21 protein-coding genes are annotated in these 19,973 nt (G+C 46.8%); 2 read left to right on the forward strand and 19 right to left on the reverse strand.

Features of this window, described 5'->3' with window-relative positions; genetic code table 11:
* The first annotated feature begins 32 nt into the window (after positions 1–32).
* Positions 33–1,034: a nucleoid-associated protein gene (locus tag ACKPCD_RS13065; RefSeq protein WP_321433457.1), complete on the forward strand. Its 1,002-nt coding sequence runs from the start codon at positions 33–35 to the stop codon at positions 1,032–1,034.
* A 47-nt stretch (positions 1,035–1,081) separates the two neighbouring features.
* On the opposite strand, the gene ACKPCD_RS13070 is transcribed toward ACKPCD_RS13065, so the two are convergent.
* The 11 genes from ACKPCD_RS13070 to ACKPCD_RS13120 form a co-directional block, all read right to left on the reverse strand.
* A complete protein-coding gene (locus ACKPCD_RS13070; protein ID WP_068559105.1) occupies positions 1,082–1,936 on the reverse strand; it encodes an ABC transporter permease in 855 nt (284 codons plus the stop codon).
* On the reverse strand, positions 1,933–2,847 hold the full coding sequence (locus ACKPCD_RS13075) for an ABC transporter ATP-binding protein (RefSeq protein ID WP_321433458.1): 915 nt from the start codon (positions 2,845–2,847) through the stop codon (positions 1,933–1,935). Before ACKPCD_RS13075 ends, ACKPCD_RS13070 begins: the two co-directional genes overlap by 4 nt.
* Before the next feature lie 595 nt (positions 2,848–3,442).
* On the reverse strand, positions 3,443–3,706 hold the full coding sequence (locus ACKPCD_RS13080; RefSeq protein WP_072763656.1) for a metal-sensitive transcriptional regulator: 264 nt from the start codon (positions 3,704–3,706) through the stop codon (positions 3,443–3,445).
* Positions 3,703–3,999, reverse strand: a complete 297-nt coding sequence (locus ACKPCD_RS13085) for a rhodanese-like domain-containing protein (RefSeq protein WP_068559109.1) — start codon at positions 3,997–3,999, stop codon at positions 3,703–3,705. The genes ACKPCD_RS13080 and ACKPCD_RS13085 overlap by 4 nt, the downstream gene beginning before the upstream one ends.
* A 1-nt stretch (position 4,000) precedes the next feature.
* Positions 4,001–5,653 (reverse strand): FAD-dependent oxidoreductase, encoded by a 1,653-nt coding sequence (locus ACKPCD_RS13090; protein ID WP_321434576.1) that lies wholly within the window; start codon positions 5,651–5,653, stop codon positions 4,001–4,003.
* A complete protein-coding gene (locus ACKPCD_RS13095) occupies positions 5,653–5,967 on the reverse strand; it encodes a rhodanese-like domain-containing protein (RefSeq protein WP_068559112.1) in 315 nt (104 codons plus the stop codon). Before ACKPCD_RS13095 ends, ACKPCD_RS13090 begins: the two co-directional genes overlap by 1 nt.
* Positions 5,968–6,198: 231 nt before the next feature.
* Positions 6,199–7,380, reverse strand: coding sequence for an aminotransferase class I/II-fold pyridoxal phosphate-dependent enzyme (locus ACKPCD_RS13100; RefSeq protein ID WP_321433459.1), 1,182 nt, complete (start codon positions 7,378–7,380; stop codon positions 6,199–6,201).
* Positions 7,377–7,871, reverse strand: coding sequence for an Lrp/AsnC family transcriptional regulator (locus ACKPCD_RS13105; RefSeq protein ID WP_068559116.1), 495 nt, complete (start codon positions 7,869–7,871; stop codon positions 7,377–7,379). The genes ACKPCD_RS13100 and ACKPCD_RS13105 overlap by 4 nt, the downstream gene beginning before the upstream one ends.
* 436 nt (positions 7,872–8,307) lie before the next feature.
* Entirely contained in the window at positions 8,308–10,071 is a 1,764-nt protein-coding gene (locus tag ACKPCD_RS13110; protein WP_321433460.1) for a glycoside hydrolase family 3 protein, read from the reverse strand.
* Positions 10,072–10,444: 373 nt separating this feature from the next.
* Entirely contained in the window at positions 10,445–10,678 is a 234-nt protein-coding gene (locus tag ACKPCD_RS13115; protein WP_319219831.1) for a cytochrome b5 domain-containing protein, read from the reverse strand.
* A 155-nt stretch (positions 10,679–10,833) separates the two neighbouring features.
* The gene (locus ACKPCD_RS13120) at positions 10,834–12,168 is read right to left on the reverse strand and encodes a ferredoxin reductase family protein (protein WP_321433461.1); all 1,335 of its coding nucleotides are present in this window, start codon (positions 12,166–12,168) and stop codon (positions 10,834–10,836) included.
* 215 nt (positions 12,169–12,383) lie between these two features.
* Between ACKPCD_RS13120 and ACKPCD_RS13125 the strand changes: the two genes are divergently transcribed.
* Positions 12,384–12,917, forward strand: coding sequence for an acyl-CoA thioesterase (locus ACKPCD_RS13125; RefSeq protein ID WP_321433462.1), 534 nt, complete (start codon positions 12,384–12,386; stop codon positions 12,915–12,917).
* 60 nt (positions 12,918–12,977) lie between these two features.
* Here the strand turns inward: ACKPCD_RS13125 and ACKPCD_RS13130 are convergent, their stop codons facing one another.
* The 8 genes from ACKPCD_RS13130 to ACKPCD_RS13165 are packed head-to-tail and all read right to left on the reverse strand — an operon-like array spanning position 12,978 to position 19,953.
* Positions 12,978–14,372, reverse strand: coding sequence for an oxaloacetate decarboxylase subunit alpha (locus ACKPCD_RS13130; protein ID WP_321433463.1), 1,395 nt, complete (start codon positions 14,370–14,372; stop codon positions 12,978–12,980).
* Positions 14,365–14,922, reverse strand: coding sequence for a citrate lyase holo-[acyl-carrier protein] synthase (gene citX / locus ACKPCD_RS13135; protein ID WP_321433464.1), 558 nt, complete (start codon positions 14,920–14,922; stop codon positions 14,365–14,367). Before citX ends, ACKPCD_RS13130 begins: the two co-directional genes overlap by 8 nt.
* Positions 14,915–16,447, reverse strand: a complete 1,533-nt coding sequence (citF, locus tag ACKPCD_RS13140; RefSeq protein WP_321433465.1) for a citrate lyase subunit alpha — start codon at positions 16,445–16,447, stop codon at positions 14,915–14,917. The genes citX and citF overlap by 8 nt, the downstream gene beginning before the upstream one ends.
* Before the next feature lie 2 nt (positions 16,448–16,449).
* Entirely contained in the window at positions 16,450–17,337 is an 888-nt protein-coding gene (gene citE, locus ACKPCD_RS13145) for a citrate (pro-3S)-lyase subunit beta (RefSeq protein WP_321433466.1), read from the reverse strand.
* The gene (gene citD / locus ACKPCD_RS13150) at positions 17,325–17,633 is read right to left on the reverse strand and encodes a citrate lyase acyl carrier protein (protein ID WP_086942136.1); all 309 of its coding nucleotides are present in this window, start codon (positions 17,631–17,633) and stop codon (positions 17,325–17,327) included. Before citD ends, citE begins: the two co-directional genes overlap by 13 nt.
* The gene (gene citC, locus ACKPCD_RS13155) at positions 17,623–18,651 is read right to left on the reverse strand and encodes a [citrate (pro-3S)-lyase] ligase (protein WP_321433467.1); all 1,029 of its coding nucleotides are present in this window, start codon (positions 18,649–18,651) and stop codon (positions 17,623–17,625) included. Before citC ends, citD begins: the two co-directional genes overlap by 11 nt.
* Before the next feature lie 24 nt (positions 18,652–18,675).
* On the reverse strand, positions 18,676–18,804 hold the full coding sequence (locus ACKPCD_RS13160) for an OadG-related small transporter subunit (RefSeq protein WP_086626833.1): 129 nt from the start codon (positions 18,802–18,804) through the stop codon (positions 18,676–18,678).
* Between the two features lie 27 nt (positions 18,805–18,831).
* Complete coding sequence (locus ACKPCD_RS13165; protein WP_321433468.1) at positions 18,832–19,953, reverse strand: sodium ion-translocating decarboxylase subunit beta; 1,122 nt, start codon at positions 19,951–19,953, stop codon at positions 18,832–18,834.
* Positions 19,954–19,973 lie beyond the last annotated feature (20 nt).

Below are 19,973 nucleotides of genomic sequence, written 5' to 3' on the forward strand. Positions count from 1 at the left end.
ATAAGCGTGAACGAAAACGGAGGTTGACAAAATTGATACGCATTAAAGAAGCCATTTTACACATTTTGGACATCAACACGAATGAACCGATTTTTTCCTATGCCGGCCTGGATACATCCGAACGCATGATGATCGAATATATCGAAGCCATGGTCGCAAAGGTCGAAGATTCAGACAGCATGAAGGACGGGATTTTGGAAGAGGACAATCAGATGACTGCCCTGATCAAGAATTGCCAAAGCGATTTCGTCGAAGGCACGAAAGCCTTGTCGGAAAAATTCTTCAATGTGACCAAATTGAATCCCGAAATCCCGCCCGCGGATCTGCTGATCGCGCATTTTGAATTGGATGAAGTGCCATGCCTTGGGGTATTCAAGCTGAATTACTCAGACAGCTATACGCACTTTGTTTCGTATGAAGGGGATATTCTGACCAACCAGATCATCCTGAACCGTGCCATCCTGCCTTCGCAAAGACAAGCTATCCAGGAAGGCCTTGTCGTGAATTTGGAGCAGATGGTATACCATGTCATCGAGAAAAAACACATGATCGCAGAACTCGGTGAAAAGGTGAACTACTTCACGGAAATGTTCCTGGAGGATACACCGAAACCGAGCCTGAAGGAGAACATCTCGATCATCAAAAAGGCTGTCCAAAAGACCAGCAAAGCCTTCAACGACGAAGAATTCCAAGTATTGGCCGAAACGAAGGAAGCCATCGTCACGAGCATGCAGGAAGATAATCTCATCGATAACGAAAAAATCGCTGAAGCCTTGTTCGGCGATAACTTCGCCAAGAAGCAGAAATATTTCGAGCAGGTCGAAGAATTGGGTTATGTCGATCGGGCCCCGGCGGAAGCTGCCGTCGCCGGCCCAAAATATTCCAAACAAAAATTCCGGCTCGATAACGGCATCGAGATCAGCATTCCACTGGAGCTTTACAAAGACCCGGATGTCGTGGAATTCATCAATAATCCTGATGGCACCACATCCGTCATCATCAAAAATATCGAGAAGATCAAAAATCTGTTTTAACCACAAAAGAACCGACAGCGCTCATTGAGAGGCCGTCGGTTCTTTGCTTATTTCGCTTTTCTGGATATGTTCAGGATGGACAGACCGTAAAGCAACAATGCGGTGGCGATCAGAATCAGCATACTGGTGAAGGGAGTCACTGCGGATTCCCCGAAGCGGATGGTATGGCCCATCATCAGTTTGAAGGCATCCAACGCTTCAACCGGAGCGCCTTCGAACGAGATTTTCAAAGGTTCCTCCATCATCACTTGCCTCATCAAAGAAGCCGAATAGGTCATCGGAAACAGTTTGATGATCGTCTGCACATTATCCGAGAACTGCCCAATCGGCACGTACACCCCGGCAAGGAAGCCGATGATGGTGCCAAGAATCGTGCTGGCAGTCGCGAAAGCGTTCTGGCTATTGAAGAAAGAGGTCAGAAAATAGACCATTGCACTACTCGTCAACACGGTGAGCAGGATCAGGCCGAGCATCTTCAGTATGGCGAGCGGAGCCAACAATTCCCCACCATTCAGGAAGATATAAGCTTCGGCCAACACGAACGTGACGAGACTCATGATGAAACCAACAACCACCGAACTCAGGATATAGGCTGCCGCCAATTTGCTCGAACGGATCGGTGATACCGTAAAATCCTTCAAAATTTTATTGGCCCGGTCATCGATCATGACGGCGAATGCCCCCATCGTCGTCGTCACACCGGAAACCGAGATGACACCGGACATGATCCAGCTATCCATGACGTACTGAGCACCTGGCGAATCCCCTAAACCACTAGTCAAATTCTTGCCCAGGAAAAAAACGTAGAGTCCGATGATGATCAGCACTGCCAACAAGGAAAAGAAGACATTCGCCTTGTCCCTGAAAAATATTTTGATGTTGCGTCCGACAATCGGTATCATTCCTGCACCTGCTTTCCTGTGATCGCAATGAAGGCATCATCCATCGAACCCGCCACCACTTCAAAATAAGTCAGATAAGTTTTGCATTGCTCCAGAATGGGTAACGCATCCAATGTTTTAGCTAATTTCACACGGAAAAGATCTTTTTGCAACTCATACTGCATCTGATGCGCATCCAAAATACGGCTCACTTCGGAAACTGTTCCGGTCCGCATCTTCAATACATCAGAGCTGTATCTTTCCCGCAACGCATCCGGAGTCCCTTCCGCGATGATTTCGCCTTCATCGATGATGACGACATAATCTGCGCTGGCCGCTTCCTCCATATAATGCGTCGTCAGAAAAATCGTCATCCCATGTTCCGCCTGGAGTTTCCGGATCGTATCCCAAACATTCTTACGGGTTTGGGGATCCAAGCCCGTCGTCGGTTCGTCCAAAAAGAGAATCTTTGGCGTGTTGATCAAAGCCCGCGCGATATCCGCTCGCCGCTTCTGCCCACCGGACAACTTTCCGTACGGCCTATCCAAAAACTCCGTTACTCCAGCAGCCTGAGTCGCTCGAAGAAAAGCCGGTTCCCATTCCGATTTGGACAGTCCGTAAAAACTCCCCCTCACCTCAAGGTTTTCCTTTACGGTCAACAGTTTATCCAATAAATTTGTTTGGAAAACGACGCCTATATCGGAGCGGATCGCAAAGTCATCCTTTCCCAAAGTATACCCGTTGATCCTGGCTTCCCCACTGTCGGCCTGCAGCAGTGTACAAATGACATCGATCGTCGTTGACTTGCCTGCTCCGTTCGGTCCCAAAAATGCAAAAAGCTGACCGGCATTCACATGGAAATCGATGTTCTTGACCGCCTGTACATCTCCGAAACGCTTTGATAAGCCTCTGACTTCTATGATTTTGTCCAACTGAAAACACCCTCTCTGATAGTGCAGCTATGTCCATCCAGAATATAAAAAAACTTCTTCATGTTCAGTGTATCAGAATGGGGAATGGAGACAAAATAATTGTGCGCAGGCATACGGAGTTTAGTGTTTTGCATGTGTACTCCGGTGAACGGAGGCTTCGCCGGAGTTCGGAAAACATTCTGTTTTTTTTCCTCCGATGGGAGAAGTTTGGCAGGAGGTGGGGCTGAAAGTTACCGGTATCCTCCGGCGGGTGGATCCTCGCCGGAGCTGAGGGTGCTTACCCAGAGGTTGTCCGATAATCCGACTGAATCGGACAACCAGAGCTCGCTATCATCGCTCTCCTCGCAAAAAGAGGGCTGGTCTCATATGAGACCAGCCCTCTCTTCTATTATTCGTCACGCGCTCTCGCAAATGCGTTCTGATTCCCAGAAATCTCCACCTAAGCTAATATTACGTCACGGCCAAAAAACGGCCGTTCTCGTAATATCCTCTTAGTGCTCGATTTCTACCCGGGATTTGTCATGGCTCTCGCGATTTTTAATCGCTTAGAGACATGATACACTTGGTCGCTCGCGACCACAGTGCATCCAAAGCTCTATCTGCTCTTCACAAGCAGATTGATTGCTTGTTGGACGCTTTCTTCTTTTGAGATGCCGTCCTTTTCCTGATCATTCACACAAGCGACGAGATTTTCCGCAACGATGATACCCATTGCGCGATCGATACTGGATCGGACTGCGGATAATTGGGTCACGACATCAGAACAGTCTTTGCCGTCCTCCATCATGGCGAGTATACCGCGCATTTGCCCTTCCGCACGCTTCATGCGATTGATTATATTTTTGTTGTATTGGTTCACACAACTTCACCCCTCCAGGCCGAAATGCCTCCCATTACGTTCGTTACTTTGTAGCCCTTTGAAGCAAGATATTGGCAAGCTGCAGTTGAGCGAGCACCGCTCAGGCACATAACATAGTAATTTTCGTCCTTATCCAGTTGGTCCGCAGTGTCTTCTAAACCGCTCAAAGGCATAGAGATGGCGCCATCAACGTGTGCATGTGCAAATTCGTCATCTTCACGTACGTCCACTAGTTTGACAGGAGTTTTTTTCCATAATTGTTCGAATTCCGGCATTGTAATTGATTGATACATTTTATTTTACCACCTTTTCTGGTCTGACGGTTGCATATAAGCTGAATGCACCATCTAAATTTTTGACTGTAAATCCATTTTGCTTCAAGATTCGTTCAGCGATATAGCTGCGCAGACCGCTGAGGCAGCTGACGATGATCGGTGTTTCTTTCGATAATTCCCCGATACGGGCACGCAAATCGTCGACAGGGATATTGATGGCCCCTTCCAAGGCACCGAGTCTGGCAATTTCGCTCTCGCCGCGGACGTCCAACAGTTGATAGCCTGCTTCCTGCAACTTTTCCAATTCATACCACTGGATGGATTCAGAAACGCCTTCGATGATGTTCATGGCTGCGTAGCCGGCCATATTGACTGGATCTTTGGCTGAACCGAACGGAGGTGCGTATGTGAATTCCAATTCTGGCAGATCGTGGACCGTTAAATTGCCTTTGATTGCTGTAGCGATGATGTCGATGCGTTTGTCTACGCCATCCGCACCGATAGCTTGCGCTCCGTAAATTTCACCGGTTGTCGGATGGAAAAGCAATTTCAGGACGATTGCTGATGCATTCGGATAGTAGCCGGCATGACTCTTTCCTTGGATGTGCACGACTGCATATTCTTTTCCTGACAGCTGCAATTGGCGTTCGTTCAGACCTGTGGAACCTCCGGCTAAGCCGAATACCCGGACGATTGCAGTTCCGATGCTGCCTTTATTTTTTCTGTTCAAGCCGCTGATGACATCGGCTACTTGGCGTCCTTGGCGGTTCGCAGGTGAAGCCAAAGCGATCATGGTGTCTTCACCGGTGATCTGTTGCTTCACGATGATTGCATCCCCGACTGCATAGATGTCTTTTTTGCTTGTTTCATAGTTCTCATCGACCAGGATACCGCCGCGCATGCCCGTTTCGATACCTGCAGCGATTGCCAGGCTGTTCTCAGGTTGGACGCCGACTGACATGATCGTCAAATCGCTTTCCAGTGTCACGCCATTTTCAAGAACAATCGTTTTACCTTCATTTTGGAAAGCCGTAGCGGCAACGCCTGTATACAGCGTAACACCATTTGCTCTCAACTCATCCGCCAGGTAGGCAGCCATTTCTTCATCGAAAGGAGGAAGGACATGCGGTGCTTTTTCGACGATTGTAACAGTCAAACCACGGTGGGCTAAGCTCTCAGCCATTTCAAGGCCTATAAATCCTGCTCCGATCACAACCGCTTTTTTCGGGTTATTTTCAAGGATGAATCCTGTGACAGCATCCACATCCGGTACATTGCGCATTGTAAAGACGTTTTTGGCCTCGGATAGGCCTTCTGCCGGTGGAACGAATGGTTTCGCACCTGGAGACAAAATGACTTTATCGTAAGCCAATTGATAATCGCCCTCTTTTGAACGCACTGTCACTTCTTTTTTATCCGCATCAATTGCGATTGCTTCGCTGAAAGGACGGACATCCAAGTCAAAACGTGCGCGCAGTTGTTCAGGAGTTTGAACCAAAAGATCGCTGCGTTCTTGGATATCACCCGAAATATAGTATGGTAAGCCGCAATTGGCAAAGGAAACGAAAGGTCCTTTTTCCAATACGATGATTTCTGCATCTTCATTCAATCTTCTCAACCGTGTTGCAGCGGACATCCCGCCCGCCACTCCACCGATAATAACAATTTTCATCATAGTTTTCCTCCTCTTGTAGGGCCTGACCATGCGGACATGCCGCCTTTGACATTGACTACATCGTAGCCTTTGGATTTTAAGATAGTCGCTGCACGTTTGCTGCGTGCACCTGATTGGCAGATTACGTACACCTTACCCTTGGGGGTATATGCCTCCATTTTTCTCAACGGAACATTTTTTGCTCCGGGAATATGTCCTCCGATGAATTCGTTCGGTTCACGCACATCGATTATTTGTGGTTTCTCGGTTAATTTAGCTTCCAATTCCTTAGTGGATATTGAAGGCAGACTGTTGAATAAATTAAATAGCATACTTGGCTCCTTTTTCGTAAGTAGTATCAATCGCTTATGGACCTATAATACCCCATAGGGTATATTTTGTAAACAGTTATTATTCAAAAATTTTGAAAATGTAAAAAAAGCCTGATACATGGCCATTCTTTCGATACTCAACAAAATAAACGCCTAAACCGCTCTCCCGCATAGTATAGAGAAAAAAGACCGCAAAAGTTGCGTACGAACGCAATTATGCAGTCTTTCTTCTTATTGGTTGCTTTTTTTCTCTGCACGTAGGCGTTCGATAAAGCTTTTTATATGTTCGAAAGCTTCTTTCAGCTCTTCGATTGAATAAGCGTAGGAAATACGGATGAAGCCCTCTCCGCTCTCTCCGAAGGCCGAGCCGGGCACAACAGCCACTTTCTCCTCAAGAACCAAACGGGTAGCGAATTCTTCCGAGCTCAATCCGAACTCGGTTATGTTCGGGAAGATATAAAAGGCACCATAAGGCACAAAACATGGCAATTCCAAATCTTTTAGGATTTTCATTAAGTAGCGGCGACGTTGATTGTAGCTTTCACGCATCTCCGCTACATTATCATCACAATTCCGCAACGCAACGATACCCGCGTATTGGCTTGTCGTCGGTGCAGCCATAATGGCAAATTGATGGATTTTGATCATCTGTTCCATGATGATCGGTGGAGCAGTTGCGTAGCCCAAACGCCAACCGGTCATCGCGTACCCTTTTGAGAAGCCGTTGATGTACACAGTCCGTTCCTTCATTCCCGGTAAGGATGCAATGCTGACGTGATGTCCATTGTAGGATAGTTCACTGTAGATTTCATCAGTGATGACGAAAAGATCGTGAGCGATGATGACTTCAGCGATTGCCTCCAAGTCCTCTTTGGACATAACGGCGCCGGTCGGATTATTGGGATAAGAAAGGATCAGTACTTTCGTTTTCGGAGTGATCGCTGCTTCCAGCTCTTCTTTCATCAAACGGAATTGGTTTTTCTCCTGCAGCGGGATGGCGACGGGAACCCCATCAGCCAGCACGATGCATGGCAGGTAGGAAACATAGCACGGTTCCGCATAGATGACTTCATCACCCGGATCCAACATGGCCCGTAAAGCCAAGTCGATGGCTTCGCTTCCGCCCACTGTAACAATGGTTTCATTCTCAGGAGAATAGTGAAGATTGTAGCGCCGTTCCAAATATCGGCAAATTTCCTGACGCAGTTCGGCCAAACCGGCATTGGCAGTATAAAAGGTGCGTCCTTTTTGAAGGGTGTACATGCCTTCATCACGCACAATCCAAGGGGTATCAAAGTCAGGCTCACCTACCCCCAACGAAATCACTCCGGGTATCTCATTCGCAATATCAAAAAATCTCCGGATGCCGGAAGGTTTGATTTCCCGCACCTTAGCATTTATCGGATTTCTCATGGAGTCAACACCATCCGTTTGTCGTCACCCTCATCCACGAACAACGTGCCATGATCTTTATAACGTTTCAATACGAAATGAGTAGTGGTTGATTGTACTTCGTCGATGACGGAAAGACGTTTCGCAACAAATAGTGCGATCTCTTTCATCGGAGCTTTCTTCAATTGCACCATAAAATCGAAGCCACCGGACATCAGGAAAACGGTCTCCACTTCTGGAAATTGGTAAACTTTTTCAGCGATACGGTCGAAGCCGGAGCCTCTTTGTGGGTTTACGCGTAACTCGATGATAGCAGAAACTTCGTCATCGCCCGTTTTGTCCCAATTGATCAAAGTATGGTAGCCGCAGATGATTTTGTCCGCTTCCAGTTCTTTCACAGCAATCGCCACTTCTTCTGTTTCAACACCTAGCATGACCGCCACTTCTTCATCAGTCAATTTGTTGTTCTTTTCGATAATCTTCAGAATCTTTTCCTTCAATTCGTTATTCATCGTGTTGCCTCCTCTGGCTTTACGCATTCGGGCCATTTTCAGGCTCTAGTATTCATTTTTGATAAATGAAATTTCTTTCATTTTATCACCCCTGACAAGCACTTGCAAATAAGTTTTCGGGAATGGTGATTGGCGGGATGGTGCATCAATACTGGAAAAAACGCAAAAAACTCCACAAGATCGCGTAGCGCGGACTTGTGAAGTTTTTTTCTTAACATATAGGGATTTATAAAATTTTTTCAACTCAAAAGTGCATCACCATACGTGTTTCACAAGTTTGTAACTTGTTTCATGCATCTAAAATGATGTCCAGCTTCACGGGTTAGCCCTTCGGAAATTAGATAAATCTGTCCTATTGCGCTCTTCGATGCTCAGTCGGACAGATTTCCTAAATTTCTTTCAGGGCTGAACGAACCCGTTCAGCTTTTCTTATCGGTTAATAGCGCGTATCTAAGAATCCGCAGAATGCATCAACTGGAGACACACCGGTGAATTCAGAACGACCGACCATTTTGTTGACAAGAGCTTGCAGTGTGAAGTCTTTTGAATCGTATGTATTGATGTATGTTTGTACTTGCGGCACGTCAGCCAAGTGATTCGGTGCTTGCACAGATACAAAGATTGTCGGGATCTCATGGACATAGAACGGAATGTCCGGTGTTCCTTTTGAAGCTGGCCATTGGATGCGTTGATCCGTATTCGGTTGTACCGAAGCTACGTTGATGACCAAATCGTAGGCCGCAATCAAATCTTTGATCGGACGTTTTTGAGCGTACACGTTCGCAACGGCAGCAGCTCTTTCTTCTTCCGGCAATTTGTTGATCCGCTCTTCCGTCGATTCCCAGATGGAGACTTCAAAGCCTTCAGCTTCCAAAATACCTTTCAATGTATCGACAGGACGAACAGCTTCTCCGCCGATCATTGCGCCGAAGCCGCCTTTATGGCCTTCAACGTTGACCAAAAGGACACGTTTCGTTTTATCCGGTGAGATCGGGAAGATGTTTTGGTTGTTTTTGACCAAAGTGATCGCTTTGTCGGCAACCTCAACTGCGATTGCTTTGTTTTCCGGCAAGCCGATTTTAGCCATCGCTTCTTCTTTGGACGGCAAGATTTCTGTTTTCGCTTTTTTGTGCAGACCTAAAGCAGCTTTTGTGCCCAAGATGCGCGTCAAAGCTTCTTCCAAACGCTCGTCCGTGATGACGCCGTTGTTGTATCCATCCAACATCCATTGGAAATCTTCGTCCGGATCGTTGAAGAACAAGAATAAGTCGGAACCTGCAGCGATAGCTGTCGGCAGCATATCTTGGCGTTTCATGGCGGAAGTCATCGCAACCATGTGGCTGGCATCGGTTACGACCAGGCCATTGAAGCCCATTTTGTCGCGCAACAGATCAGTCAGGATGTATTTGTTCAAAGTAGCCGGCATAATTTGTTCTTGTACGGTAGCTGCCGGGTTGAAGTATTTCACGTATTCAGGCAAGGAGATGTGACCAGCCATGATGGAAGGCAAACCAGCATCGAACAAAGTGCCGTACACTTTACCGAAAGTAGCATCCCATTCTTCAGTGGAATATGGGTTTACGCTGAATGACAAATGTTGGTCGCGTTCGTCGATTCCGTCCCCAGGGAAGTGTTTTGCAGCTGGTGCAATGCCGCTTTCCTGGATACCCTTCATGTATGCCAACGACATTGCGATGGTTTTGTCGACATCGCCGCTCCATGTACGGGTTGCGATGATCGGGTTGCGCCAGTTGCGGTTGATGTCCACGATCGGAGCGAAACTCCAGTTGCAGCCGATAGCAGCAGCTTCGACACCGGAAACGCGGCCCATTTCATAGGCGTACTTCGTGTCGTTCGTGGCAGCGATTTTCACTTCAACGCCGACATACGTACCGTCTTTACATGCGCCGTTGCCGCCTGCTTCGGTGTTGGCAGCGATCAATAACGGGATTTTGCTGTTTTCCTGCAGAATTTTGTTTTGTTCGTAAACTTCTTCCGCCATACCAGGATTGTAGCGGACTCCGCCGATGTGATAGTTGTTCAATACGCCAGTCAAATATTCCTCCGTGCGTTCTGAACCCATATTAATGAACAGTTGCCCGATTTTTTCTTCGACAGACATGCCTGCAATCGTATCTTTGACCCACTTGATTCCCTCGGCATCCAAGTTATAAGGTTTAGTAGTTAAATCGACTCTCATGATTTGTCCCCTCTCAAAATAGTTCTGGAACAGACAGTTGCACCGTCTTTCCTTCAAGAACAAGTATAGGCAGTTTATCAGAAAAATTGAAGGCACTTTCACCCTGTTTTGAAAGGTTCGGATTCTGTTCAAAATTGAATCATCGAACCATAACGGATAAAATAAGGCTTTCAAAACGCTTTGAAACCTCTCCATGAAGCCATTTCTTAAAATTATGAAATGATTCAGAAAGCCCCTGGACACTAAAAAGAAGCCTTGAAAATTTGTCACTTTTTTGTCACAGTATTCGTCCAAATAGAAAACGAGGCTGGGACAAAACCCCAGCCTCAAATTATATATCCGAATATTATTTGCCTAAACGTGCGCCAAAAAATCATTCGACAAACTCGCCTACGATCGGCAATCCCTCAAGTACCTGTTTGCCATGAGGCGAACTATTGATCTCCTCCGACAATTCATTGCCGGCAGTCAATCCCATTTGATGCTCCCCGTCTTTCCATGCTTCCACGTTTGTGACGTCATAAACTACCCCATCGACGGCAACATAACCAGGCTGGCCGTCCTTGCCGGTGTATTGGCTGAGTTCTTCAAGCGTGAAGGTTTGCATTTCCGCGGCCGAACTGCTGACCGATACGCTTTCGGAACTCGTTGTTTCGCTGTCTTCGACAGTGTCAGGCGCACATGCGACTAACAACAGGCCAGCTATCCCTGCTTGCAGCATCAGGCTCCATTTGCTTCTAGTCATTTTCGTTTCCTCCTTCATCATAAACCAAATGTTTCATAATGGATGCGATCTTTGGGAATACCTTTTTTAAGCAAAGCTGCTTCGACCGCATTCATGAATGGCGGTGGTCCGCACAACAAGTACTCGGCTGCCTCGTATCGGATTTCATTGTCCTTGAGTATCTTATCGATTTTTCCTTCATCGAGAAAGCCGCTCTCATTGGCAAAGAATGGCACCAAACGGAAATCCGGAAGCTTTTCCTTAAACGCCTGCAATTTTTCAGTGAAACCATACTCATTACGATCTTTCAGACTCCAGACCAGTACCGTCTTGTTCGGGAACTGAAGGTATGCACTGTTTTCCAATATCCCCAGCATCGGTGTGATCCCGATGCCTCCCGCAAACATGACCATACTCACCGTTTTATCGTGAATGCCTTCCTGGACATGCCACATACCGCCATGAGGGCCTTCAACCGACGCTTTGACTCCCGGTTGCAGCGTTTGGAAGCGGTGCGTGTAATCCCCGGAATCCTTGATGGCCAATGCGACCTTATCCCGATCCTGCGGAGCACTGATCAGCGAGAACGGATGCTCTTCCGGTGAATACTGTGGGTCATACAGGCGCAGAAAGACAAACTGCCCGGCTCGATAAGGGAATATTTCGCCACTATCCGGCTTCAGATGGACTTCCAGGACGTTGCCCTTTTCCGGTCTGGTGGCGGTGACGGTGTAAAGATTTTTTTTGAGTCTGATCGGCTTCAAGAATTTGTGGTTGATGTACAAGCTAAAAGCCAAAGCGAAGTAGCCTCCTAGGATGGCGGCGGCAAGATAGTCGCCCTGGACAATAATGGTCATGGTCAAGACATGGATAGCCAGAAAAGTGGCGGCGATTATGTTGAAATTATGGACGAATTTCATTTTCTCGTAGTTGGCGATGGGGTATTTTTTGAGGGTAGTTTTGGCCGTTTTGACGATTTTTTTTCGCCCGAACCAGTTCGTCATGACGAGAGCGGAAAGGACAGCGATGGTCAAAAAAAAGATGATGGCCAGGTCCCCGAAGATGGTCGAATAGCGGTATGCCCAGCCCCAGAGAAGCGTCACCCATAGTTTATGTGTGATTCCGATCGCCAGCGCAACGACGGCCATGATGGCGTGGAATCGATTCAGCTTGTCCAAGCTGAAGTAGTATTCAATGAACCTGGGACGGGATGCAATGATGACGCCCGTCAAAAGCCAAGTATAGGATACAATCCCAAGAAATGGCGGACCTGCGGAAAGGAAGCTCCTATTCCTGAGGGATACTGCGGCGATAAGCACAGGGAGAAGAATATAAGCGGCAACAATCAGCATGCGCATCAGTTTTCTGTTCATTGGCGAACCCTCTTTTCTTCTGCTGGTTTCGGCGGACAGATGCAAGCCGCATTCCTTTTCGGCAGAAATGCATCTCTTGTGTCCATTTTATAACGTTATGCAAACGGATACAAATCAGAACCCTCAGTCGAAAAATGCAAAAGCAATCGGAAGAAGCTTTCGAAGCCAAAAGCTGTGATACAATAAAAAAAATAATCCAAACAAGGAATGATGATATGAACCCTACAAAAAAAGAACTGTCATGCAACCAGACGCGGAACGTACGCACTGCTTTCGTGTCCTACAGCGAATTGAACGATAAAGATACCCTGTTTGGCGGCGAAATCATGTCGCACTTCGATTCAGCCTGCGGCAGGGCGGTGTTCAACTTCGTCAAGCGCCCTTCTTTCACCGCGACCGTAGATTTGATCGCTTTCATCCAGCCCGTCCAGAAAAATGAGGCCATCTATGTCGAGGCTTACGTTTCCGGCTGTGGAAACACATCCGTGGAAGCCTTCGCCAAACTTACTGCCACCGACGTCCGCACCAGTGAAAGCCGCATCTGCGCTTACGCCTTCCTGACATTCGTCATCACCGACAGCTCGGATCCGGACTTTGTGATGCCGCTGATCCAGCCCGAGTCGGAGGAAGAAAAGCTGATCTGTTCCGGATACGAGGAGCGCAGGACCAATAATCTGATCAAACGCAACCAGAACAGCCGCCTGCTTGCTGGCCTTTCAACCAAACAGATTTGGGATGCCCAGAAATAATCCAAAAAAGCTCCAAGCGCACCGATAAGGTAGGCTTGGAGCTTTTTGCATTTCAACTATTTAGATTACGTCGATGGAAACTTCGATTGTCTGTAATGGAACATCGTAGAATCTGTCTTCTCTGCGTCCAAGAAAGTCTTTTGCTTGTTGCGGGAACAAAGCGTACATCAAGACGTCTTCCGTGGATTTAGCGTATTGGCTGATCTCTTTTTCAAATTTAGGCATTTGCGGCAAGATCAGATCGGCAGGTCTCACAGTTGTGATGCCTTCGTTGCCGATGATTTTTTTCGTGATTTCTGCAGAAATCGCTACTGGCGGTTTGCCGTATTGACCTCTTACATATTCCTTGATTTCGTTAGGCACAAGTTTGTAGCGCTCGCCTGAGATGACGTTCATCAAGGCTTGCGTACCGACCATTTGCGATAACGGTGTAACCAATGGAGGATAGCCTAAGTCCGCACGCACTTTTGGAACTTCTGCCAATACAGCGTCGTATTTGTCCTGCAGGCCTTGTTCAGTCAGTTGGCTCAACAAGTTGGAAAGCATACCGCCTGGTACTTGATACAGCAATGTTTTCGGCTCGACGTCCTTCACTTTAGGGTTCAGGATGCCATCGTTGCGGAAACGATCCCGGATCGGTGCAAAGTGATCGGCGATTTCTGCAAGTTTGTTCCTATCAAGACCCGTGTTGTAACCCAGACCTTCCAACGCGATTGCGACGGATTCCGTAGCTGGTTGGCTTGTGCCGCCAGCAAATGGGGAAATGGCTGTGTCGATGATATCGGCACCGGCTTCAACAGCCTTCAGGTAGGTCATTTCAGCAATGCCGCTTGTCGCGTGTGTGTGGACTTCCAAAGGCAAATCAACGGCTGCTTTGATTTTGCTTACCAATTCGAAAGCGTCGGCTGGCGTCAAAACGCCGGCCATGTCCTTGATGCAGATGGAATCTGCGCCCATTTTAGCCATTTCCTTCGTCAAACCGACGAAATAGTCGACCGTGTGGAATTCGCTGGTTGTATAAGAGATGGCAGTTTGGCAATGTCCGCCAGCCTTTTTGGTGATATCGATGGCTGTCTTCAGGTTGCGCAGATCATTCAATGCATCGAAGACACGCACAACATCGATTCCGTTTTGGATCGATTTTTCGACGAATGCGCTGACGACATCATCGGAATAGTGTTTGTATCCCAATAAGTTTTGGCCACGCAAAAGCATCTGCAGTTTAGCATTTTTGACTTCTTTACGGATCGTACGCAGACGTTCCCAAGGATCCTCGTTCAAATAACGGATACAAGAATCAAAGGTAGCCCCTCCCCACATTTCGATGGAGTGGTAGCCGGCTTCATCCATGGTTTTGATGATCGGCAACATATCTGATAGTGGCATACGTGTTGCAATCAAACTTTGTTGACCATCACGCAAGACGGTTTCCATAAAACGGATTTCTTTAGTCATGTAATTGGTCACTTCCTTCTTGTATTATTTTAGAAATGGCATCTTGCATCTCTTCAATGGTGTGACGACGACTGCGTCCGCAATCTTTTGCATCACGATTGCAGATGAAGCAGCGTCTTGTATTCAGTCCTAACTCAGTCCGGCTGATGCTCTTCAGATCATTGCCTTCCATCCAAAGAACATCCAGGTCAAACAATCGGCCGAAAGGATGCGTTTCTTCAATCATCACCATTTTTTCCTTCAGTTGCGCAGGCGTCAATGGCGAAAGGATGTAATATTCCGCACCTGTCTTCAGATTCCGGTAAAGCGAAGCTTGCGGCAGATCATTGCCGAGCACTTCCTCTATGCGTTCCAGAACCGCAGTAAAGACAGCTTCCAACTGCTTATTGTTTTTTATCGGACCCGGAATATTCATGAGCGCCATCATGAGGCTGTCATCTTTCTGGCTGCTCAATAGTTCCCTTTGGATGGCGACACGTTTTTCACGCACCGCCAACATTTCTTCTAAATTAACGCGTTCTCCTTCGGTAAAAAGGGTTTGTTTAGACATTTTTTACCACATCGATTATCGTGCCATCACGGTATTCGATCAAGGCAACGACTTTGTCGCCGTATTCGATCGGATCAGGAGATCCAACGATGGAATACGCGATGTCCTTCAGTTGACCGATCGTGAATTGAGGCACATCCAATGTCTTGAAGTGTTTGATCAGGTCTTCTCTGGCAGGGTTGATGGCGATACCTAATTCGGTAACGACTACATCGACGCTTGAACCCGGTGTGACAACCGTATTGACCGTATCAACGATTGTAGGGATACGTCCACGGATCAGCGGGGAGATGACCAGGCTCATCTTGCAGGCAGCACTTGTATCGGAGTGACCGCCGGAAGCGCCACGGATGATGCCGTCGGAACCAGTGATAACGTTCACGTTGAAATCAGTATCAATTTCCAAAGCGGATAAGATAGCTGTATCCAATTGGTTGATGACAGAACCTTTGCTTAATGGAGAGGCGTACATTTCTGCATCGATTTCATAGTGGTTGGCATTTTTGCCTAATGAGATAGCGGATGGGTGGTCGAAATCCTGAACGTCAATGATTTTTTCGACAAGGCCTTCTTCAAGCAATTCGACCATTGCGTTCGTGATGCCGCCCAAAGCGAAGCTCGCTGTGATGCCGTCCTCAACCATGGCTTCCTTCAGGAAACGGGATACAGCCAATGAAGCACCACCAGTACCAGTTTGGAAAGAGAAACCTTGTTTGTAGTATGGCGAATTCGTGATCACTTTTGCTGCATATTCTGCAATCAAAAGCTCTTTAGGGTTTTTCGTGAAGCGGGTTGCTCCCTTAGCGATTCCTTCAGGGTCACCGATCGCATCAACTACAACCACATAATCCACATCCGTTTGAGGGATGCTGATCGGCGTGTTCGGGTAAGGCATCAATGAGTCAGTGATGACGACTACTTGATCCGCATACTTCGCATCCACCATTGCGTATCCCAATGATCCGCAAGCTGTTCTACCGTGGGAGCCGTTCACATTGCCGTATTCATCGGAACTTGGCGCGCCAAGGAAAGCGACGTCAATATGGATATCTCCGCGTACAATCGCTCTTGCGCGGCCGCCATGGGAACGGATGACAACAGGGTTGTCCAGAATGCCTTCAGAGATGGCAGCACCGACTTTGTCACGCAAACCACTTGATGTGATGTTTGTGACAACGCCTTTTTTGATGTGTCCGATCAACGGTTCGTGGATGTTGGCGATCGAACTTGGTGCAATCGTCAGGTTTTTGAAGCCCATTTTGGCGATTTCATCCATTACCATGTTGATGACGAAGTCGCCCTCACGGAAATGATGATGGAAAGAAATCGTCATGCCGTCTTTCAAGCCAGTTTTTTCGATTGCTTCGCGAAGGCTCCCAAGCAATTTTTTGTCGCGCGGTTTCACCGGATGGATTTTACGGGTGGATTCTTGGTAATCTTTGATGTTCGCTAATTCTCCATCGAAAACACCGTATTGCGCAGCATACATTTCAGGTATATCTTTACCAACTTTATTGACAGTCATGATTAAATATCCTCCTCGCTAATAAGTTTTGCGGCTTTAGCCAAAGCAATCACACGTTCAGCACGTTCAACGATCGGTTTATCGACCATCTTACCCTTCAAGGAAATGACGCCTGAACCTTTTTCTTCAGCTTCTCTGATAGCCCAAATAACTTCTTTAGCATGTTGAATTTCTTGTTCTGTTGGTGCATAGATATGGTTGACGATCGGAATTTGGCGTGGATTGATGACGGATTTTCCGTCGAAACCAAGCTGTTTGACAAGCTCAACTTCACGGGCGAATCCGCCCACATTCTCAACGTCAGAGTAGACCGTATCGATTGCTGCAATGCCGGCTGCACGGGCTGAATGGAGAATATAACTTCTTGCGAAGAACAATTCCTGACCGTCAGGGTAGCGTTTTGTTTTCATATTGGTTACGTAATCTTCCGCACCTAAAGCAATACCGATCAAGCGAGTGGACGCTTTAGCGATTTCCCGGGCGTTCAGTACGCCTTCAGCCGATTCGATGGCAGCCATCATTTTTGTTCTGCCGATTTCGATGCCGTATTTTGTTTCGACTTCAGTGATCGCTTCATCTACATCCACGATGTCTTGCGCTGTTTCCGTTTTTGGAAGACGGATAACATCCACGCCTGCCAAAACCATCGCTTCGATGTCCAATTTTCCGACTGTATCCAAGCTGTTGATACGTACGACTGTTTCTGATTTGCTGTAATCAAATGTTCTCAATGCGAAATGCACCAATGTACGGGCTGAATCTTTTTCTTTCAGAGAAACAGCATCCTCCAGGTCAAACATGATCGAATCAGCACCATATAGGGGTGCATCCCTAAGCATTGCAGCATTTGCGCCAGGGACAAACATCATAGTTCTTCTTAAACGTTCCATGTGTCCATCTCCTTCCAGTTGTAGTCGTCTTTTTCAGCAGCACGGTGAATGGCCGTTACTGTTCGTGCTTCAATCGTGCAATCCAAAGCACCTTTATCGACAGCGGATACTTTCGCGCTTGTGATGCCAAGATTTTTAAGTGTTGCGATGATGACTTCCTCGATACGATCGCCATATTGTTTTTCAACGCTTGAATTCAGTGTCACTGCAACTTCATTGTTATCGCTAGGTTCTACGACGATCATGATGTCACTTGATTCAGTCGTTCCAGCTACTGCATATTTTTTAATTTCCACTTTTTTCACCTCTAAATTTGTCTTTTCCATAATTTTCTGCCAAATAAATATAAGTTGTTGGTGGTACAAGTTTTTTAATTGTTTGAAAATCATCTTCTTTCAATGCTTTTCGTACACGTGTAGCACTGATGACCTGCCCATCCAGTTCGATCCGGGGAACGACTTTAAGGGCAAGCGTATCAGAAAAAATCTCACGCATACTCTCGTTATATACCTCTGTAACGGGGGATAATGGTTCTTCCCCTACAAAGCGCGTTTTGATTTGGAGAGCAGGCGCGATCCTCTCCTTGAACAAGGTTGCATCCAGCACAGCCTGTACGCGGGCTATGCTTTCTACCGCCTGATCCTTCAGAAAGTAGGATGGGAAAGTAGCGGATGACACTTGATAATCCCTTGTCGGGAGGATAACCACATTCGGAAGGTGCTGTGTGCCCGCCTCTACAAGCTTTGATCGCTCTTCCGTCGAAAATTCGGAGCGATCATCAGAGAGGACAAAAAGATAGAGAACATCAACTTGCGCAGCAGCCGTTTCGACTAAGTACAAATGACCTTTGGTGAATGGATTAGCATTCATTACGATGGCTCCCGCATGATCGGCATCCTTTTTGCGGCTCTCAAGCAAGGCCAAGTAATCCGAAAAATCGGGAGAACCTTGCTCCATAAAGAGAATCGTGTCTGTGCGGATGATTTCTTTGAAACCAAGAGATGCAAAGGAAACCGCCACGCAGGGCTTCGTATACAAAAAGAAGTGGATAATGCCCTCATCGTGAAGCTTGGAAGATAGAGCCATCACGATTTTTGTCAATAAATTTTCGCTTTGATACTCAGGATCGACAGCGACTAGTTTGATGATGTTTTGATAAGTCGATCCGGTAGCGACTAATTTGTTTCGGTCATAGAGACCTACTGTGTAGTCGACTTGCTCGTCCGGGACCAGTCCGCCTAAGACCAATAGATCTTCCCAAGCTTTTTTGTCCGCTGGAACACGCTTTATCCAGATTCTTTTTAGTTCGTACATAGGTGAGCCTTCTTTGTTTTATTTTTAGGCTGGAAAACGTTTGATCAACACAATCGATACAACATACAAAAGGAATAGCACCAGGAAGATGCCGCCCATACCGAAAATCATCAATTCAAATGCAATTTTTAAAGCTTCTGGATCAAAAACCATAATTATATCTCCTCTCAATGAACCTTCTTAGCTAAAGAAGGCAAGTACTAAACCACCAGCGATAACAGATGCAATTTGTCCGGATACGTTCGCACCGACAGCATACATCAAAATAAAGTTTTGAGGATCTTCGTCAGTAGCCATTTTTTGGATAACACGGCTTGACATTGGGAATGCGGAAATACCGGCACCACCGATCATCGGATTGATTTTTTCGGTTCTGAACAAGTTCAGCAATTTTGCGAACAATACGCCGCCGACTGTATCCATGATGAAGGCAACCAAACCGAAAGCGATGATCATCAATGTTTGCAGATTCAAGAACAGATCAGCCTGCATTTTGACGGAAATCGTAAGTCCCAACAGGATACTGATGATGTTGACCAATTCGTTTTGGGCAGTCAATGAAAGTCTGTCCAACACGCCACATTCGCGCAACAAGTTACCGAACATCAGGAAACCTACCAATGGAAGAGAAATTGGTGCGATAAAACCGGCAACGATCGTAATGATGATCGGGAAAAGAATTTTTGTCATTTTGGATACGCCTTCCGCTTTATAAGTCATGCGGATGCGACGTTCTGCTTTGGTTGTGACAGCTTTGATCGCGATCGGTTGGATGATCGGAACAAGCGCCATGTAAGAATAAGCGGCAACTGTGATCGGTCCCAGAAGATTAGGCGACAATTGGTTGGATACGAAGATGGCTGTCGGGCCATCAGCGGCACCGATGATACCGATTGAAGCAGCTTCTTTGATGTCGAATCCGAAGAAGATAGCGACTACGATTGTAAAGAAGATACCGAATTGAGCGGCTGCACCAAACAATAACATGAATGGGTTTTGCAATAGCGGTCCAAAATCGATCATGGCTCCGATACCGATGAAGATAAGCAATGGGAACAGCTCCGTGCTGATACCGGCTTTGAAGAGAACATCCAAAACACCCTCTGATTCAGATCCGTTGACCATTTGGGTCAGAACACCTGTCCCTGGGAAGTTGACCAAGATGGTACCCAGTCCCATAGGCACAAGTAATGTAGGTTCATACTCTTTTTTGATTCCTAAATATATCAGGACAGCCCCGATAAGCATCATTGCGATTTGGCCCATCGTAATGGATGTAATTCCTGCTAATAGTGTTTCCATTTATTCACTTCCTCCTAATA

The organism is Trichococcus flocculiformis (assembly GCF_963662535.1).
In the GTDB taxonomy this organism is placed as follows: Bacteria; Bacillota; Bacilli; order Lactobacillales; family Aerococcaceae; genus Trichococcus; species Trichococcus flocculiformis.

Excerpts from the sequence above, each read along its gene's own strand:
- citE (WP_321433466.1), bottom strand. The coding sequence starts at position 17,337 with ATGGAACGTTTAAGAAGAACTATGATGTTTGTCCCTGGCGCAAATGCT.
- citC (WP_321433467.1), bottom strand. The coding sequence starts at position 18,651 with ATGTACGAACTAAAAAGAATCTGGATAAAGCGTGTTCCAGCGGACAAA.
- ACKPCD_RS13110 (WP_321433460.1), bottom strand. The coding sequence starts at position 10,071 with ATGAGAGTCGATTTAACTACTAAACCTTATAACTTGGATGCCGAGGGA.
- ACKPCD_RS13100 (WP_321433459.1), bottom strand. The coding sequence starts at position 7,380 with ATGAGAAATCCGATAAATGCTAAGGTGCGGGAAATCAAACCTTCCGGC.
- ACKPCD_RS13095 (WP_068559112.1), bottom strand. The coding sequence starts at position 5,967 with ATGCTATTTAATTTATTCAACAGTCTGCCTTCAATATCCACTAAGGAA.
- ACKPCD_RS13130 (WP_321433463.1), bottom strand. The coding sequence starts at position 14,372 with ATGACTAAAGAAATCCGTTTTATGGAAACCGTCTTGCGTGATGGTCAA.
- ACKPCD_RS13085 (WP_068559109.1), bottom strand. The coding sequence starts at position 3,999 with ATGTATCAATCAATTACAATGCCGGAATTCGAACAATTATGGAAAAAA.
- ACKPCD_RS13070 (WP_068559105.1), bottom strand. The coding sequence starts at position 1,936 with ATGATACCGATTGTCGGACGCAACATCAAAATATTTTTCAGGGACAAG.
- ACKPCD_RS13090 (WP_321434576.1), bottom strand. The coding sequence starts at position 5,653 with ATGAAAATTGTTATTATCGGTGGAGTGGCGGGCGGGATGTCCGCTGCA.
- ACKPCD_RS13125 (WP_321433462.1), top strand. The coding sequence starts at position 12,384 with ATGAACCCTACAAAAAAAGAACTGTCATGCAACCAGACGCGGAACGTA.
- ACKPCD_RS13160 (WP_086626833.1), bottom strand. The coding sequence starts at position 18,804 with ATGGTTTTTGATCCAGAAGCTTTAAAAATTGCATTTGAATTGATGATT.
- citX (WP_321433464.1), bottom strand. The coding sequence starts at position 14,922 with ATGTCTAAACAAACCCTTTTTACCGAAGGAGAACGCGTTAATTTAGAA.
- ACKPCD_RS13115 (WP_319219831.1), bottom strand. The coding sequence starts at position 10,678 with ATGCAAACCTTCACGCTTGAAGAACTCAGCCAATACACCGGCAAGGAC.
- ACKPCD_RS13105 (WP_068559116.1), bottom strand. The coding sequence starts at position 7,871 with ATGAATAACGAATTGAAGGAAAAGATTCTGAAGATTATCGAAAAGAAC.
- ACKPCD_RS13120 (WP_321433461.1), bottom strand. The coding sequence starts at position 12,168 with ATGAACAGAAAACTGATGCGCATGCTGATTGTTGCCGCTTATATTCTT.
- citF (WP_321433465.1), bottom strand. The coding sequence starts at position 16,447 with ATGACTGTCAATAAAGTTGGTAAAGATATACCTGAAATGTATGCTGCG.
- ACKPCD_RS13165 (WP_321433468.1), bottom strand. The coding sequence starts at position 19,953 with ATGGAAACACTATTAGCAGGAATTACATCCATTACGATGGGCCAAATC.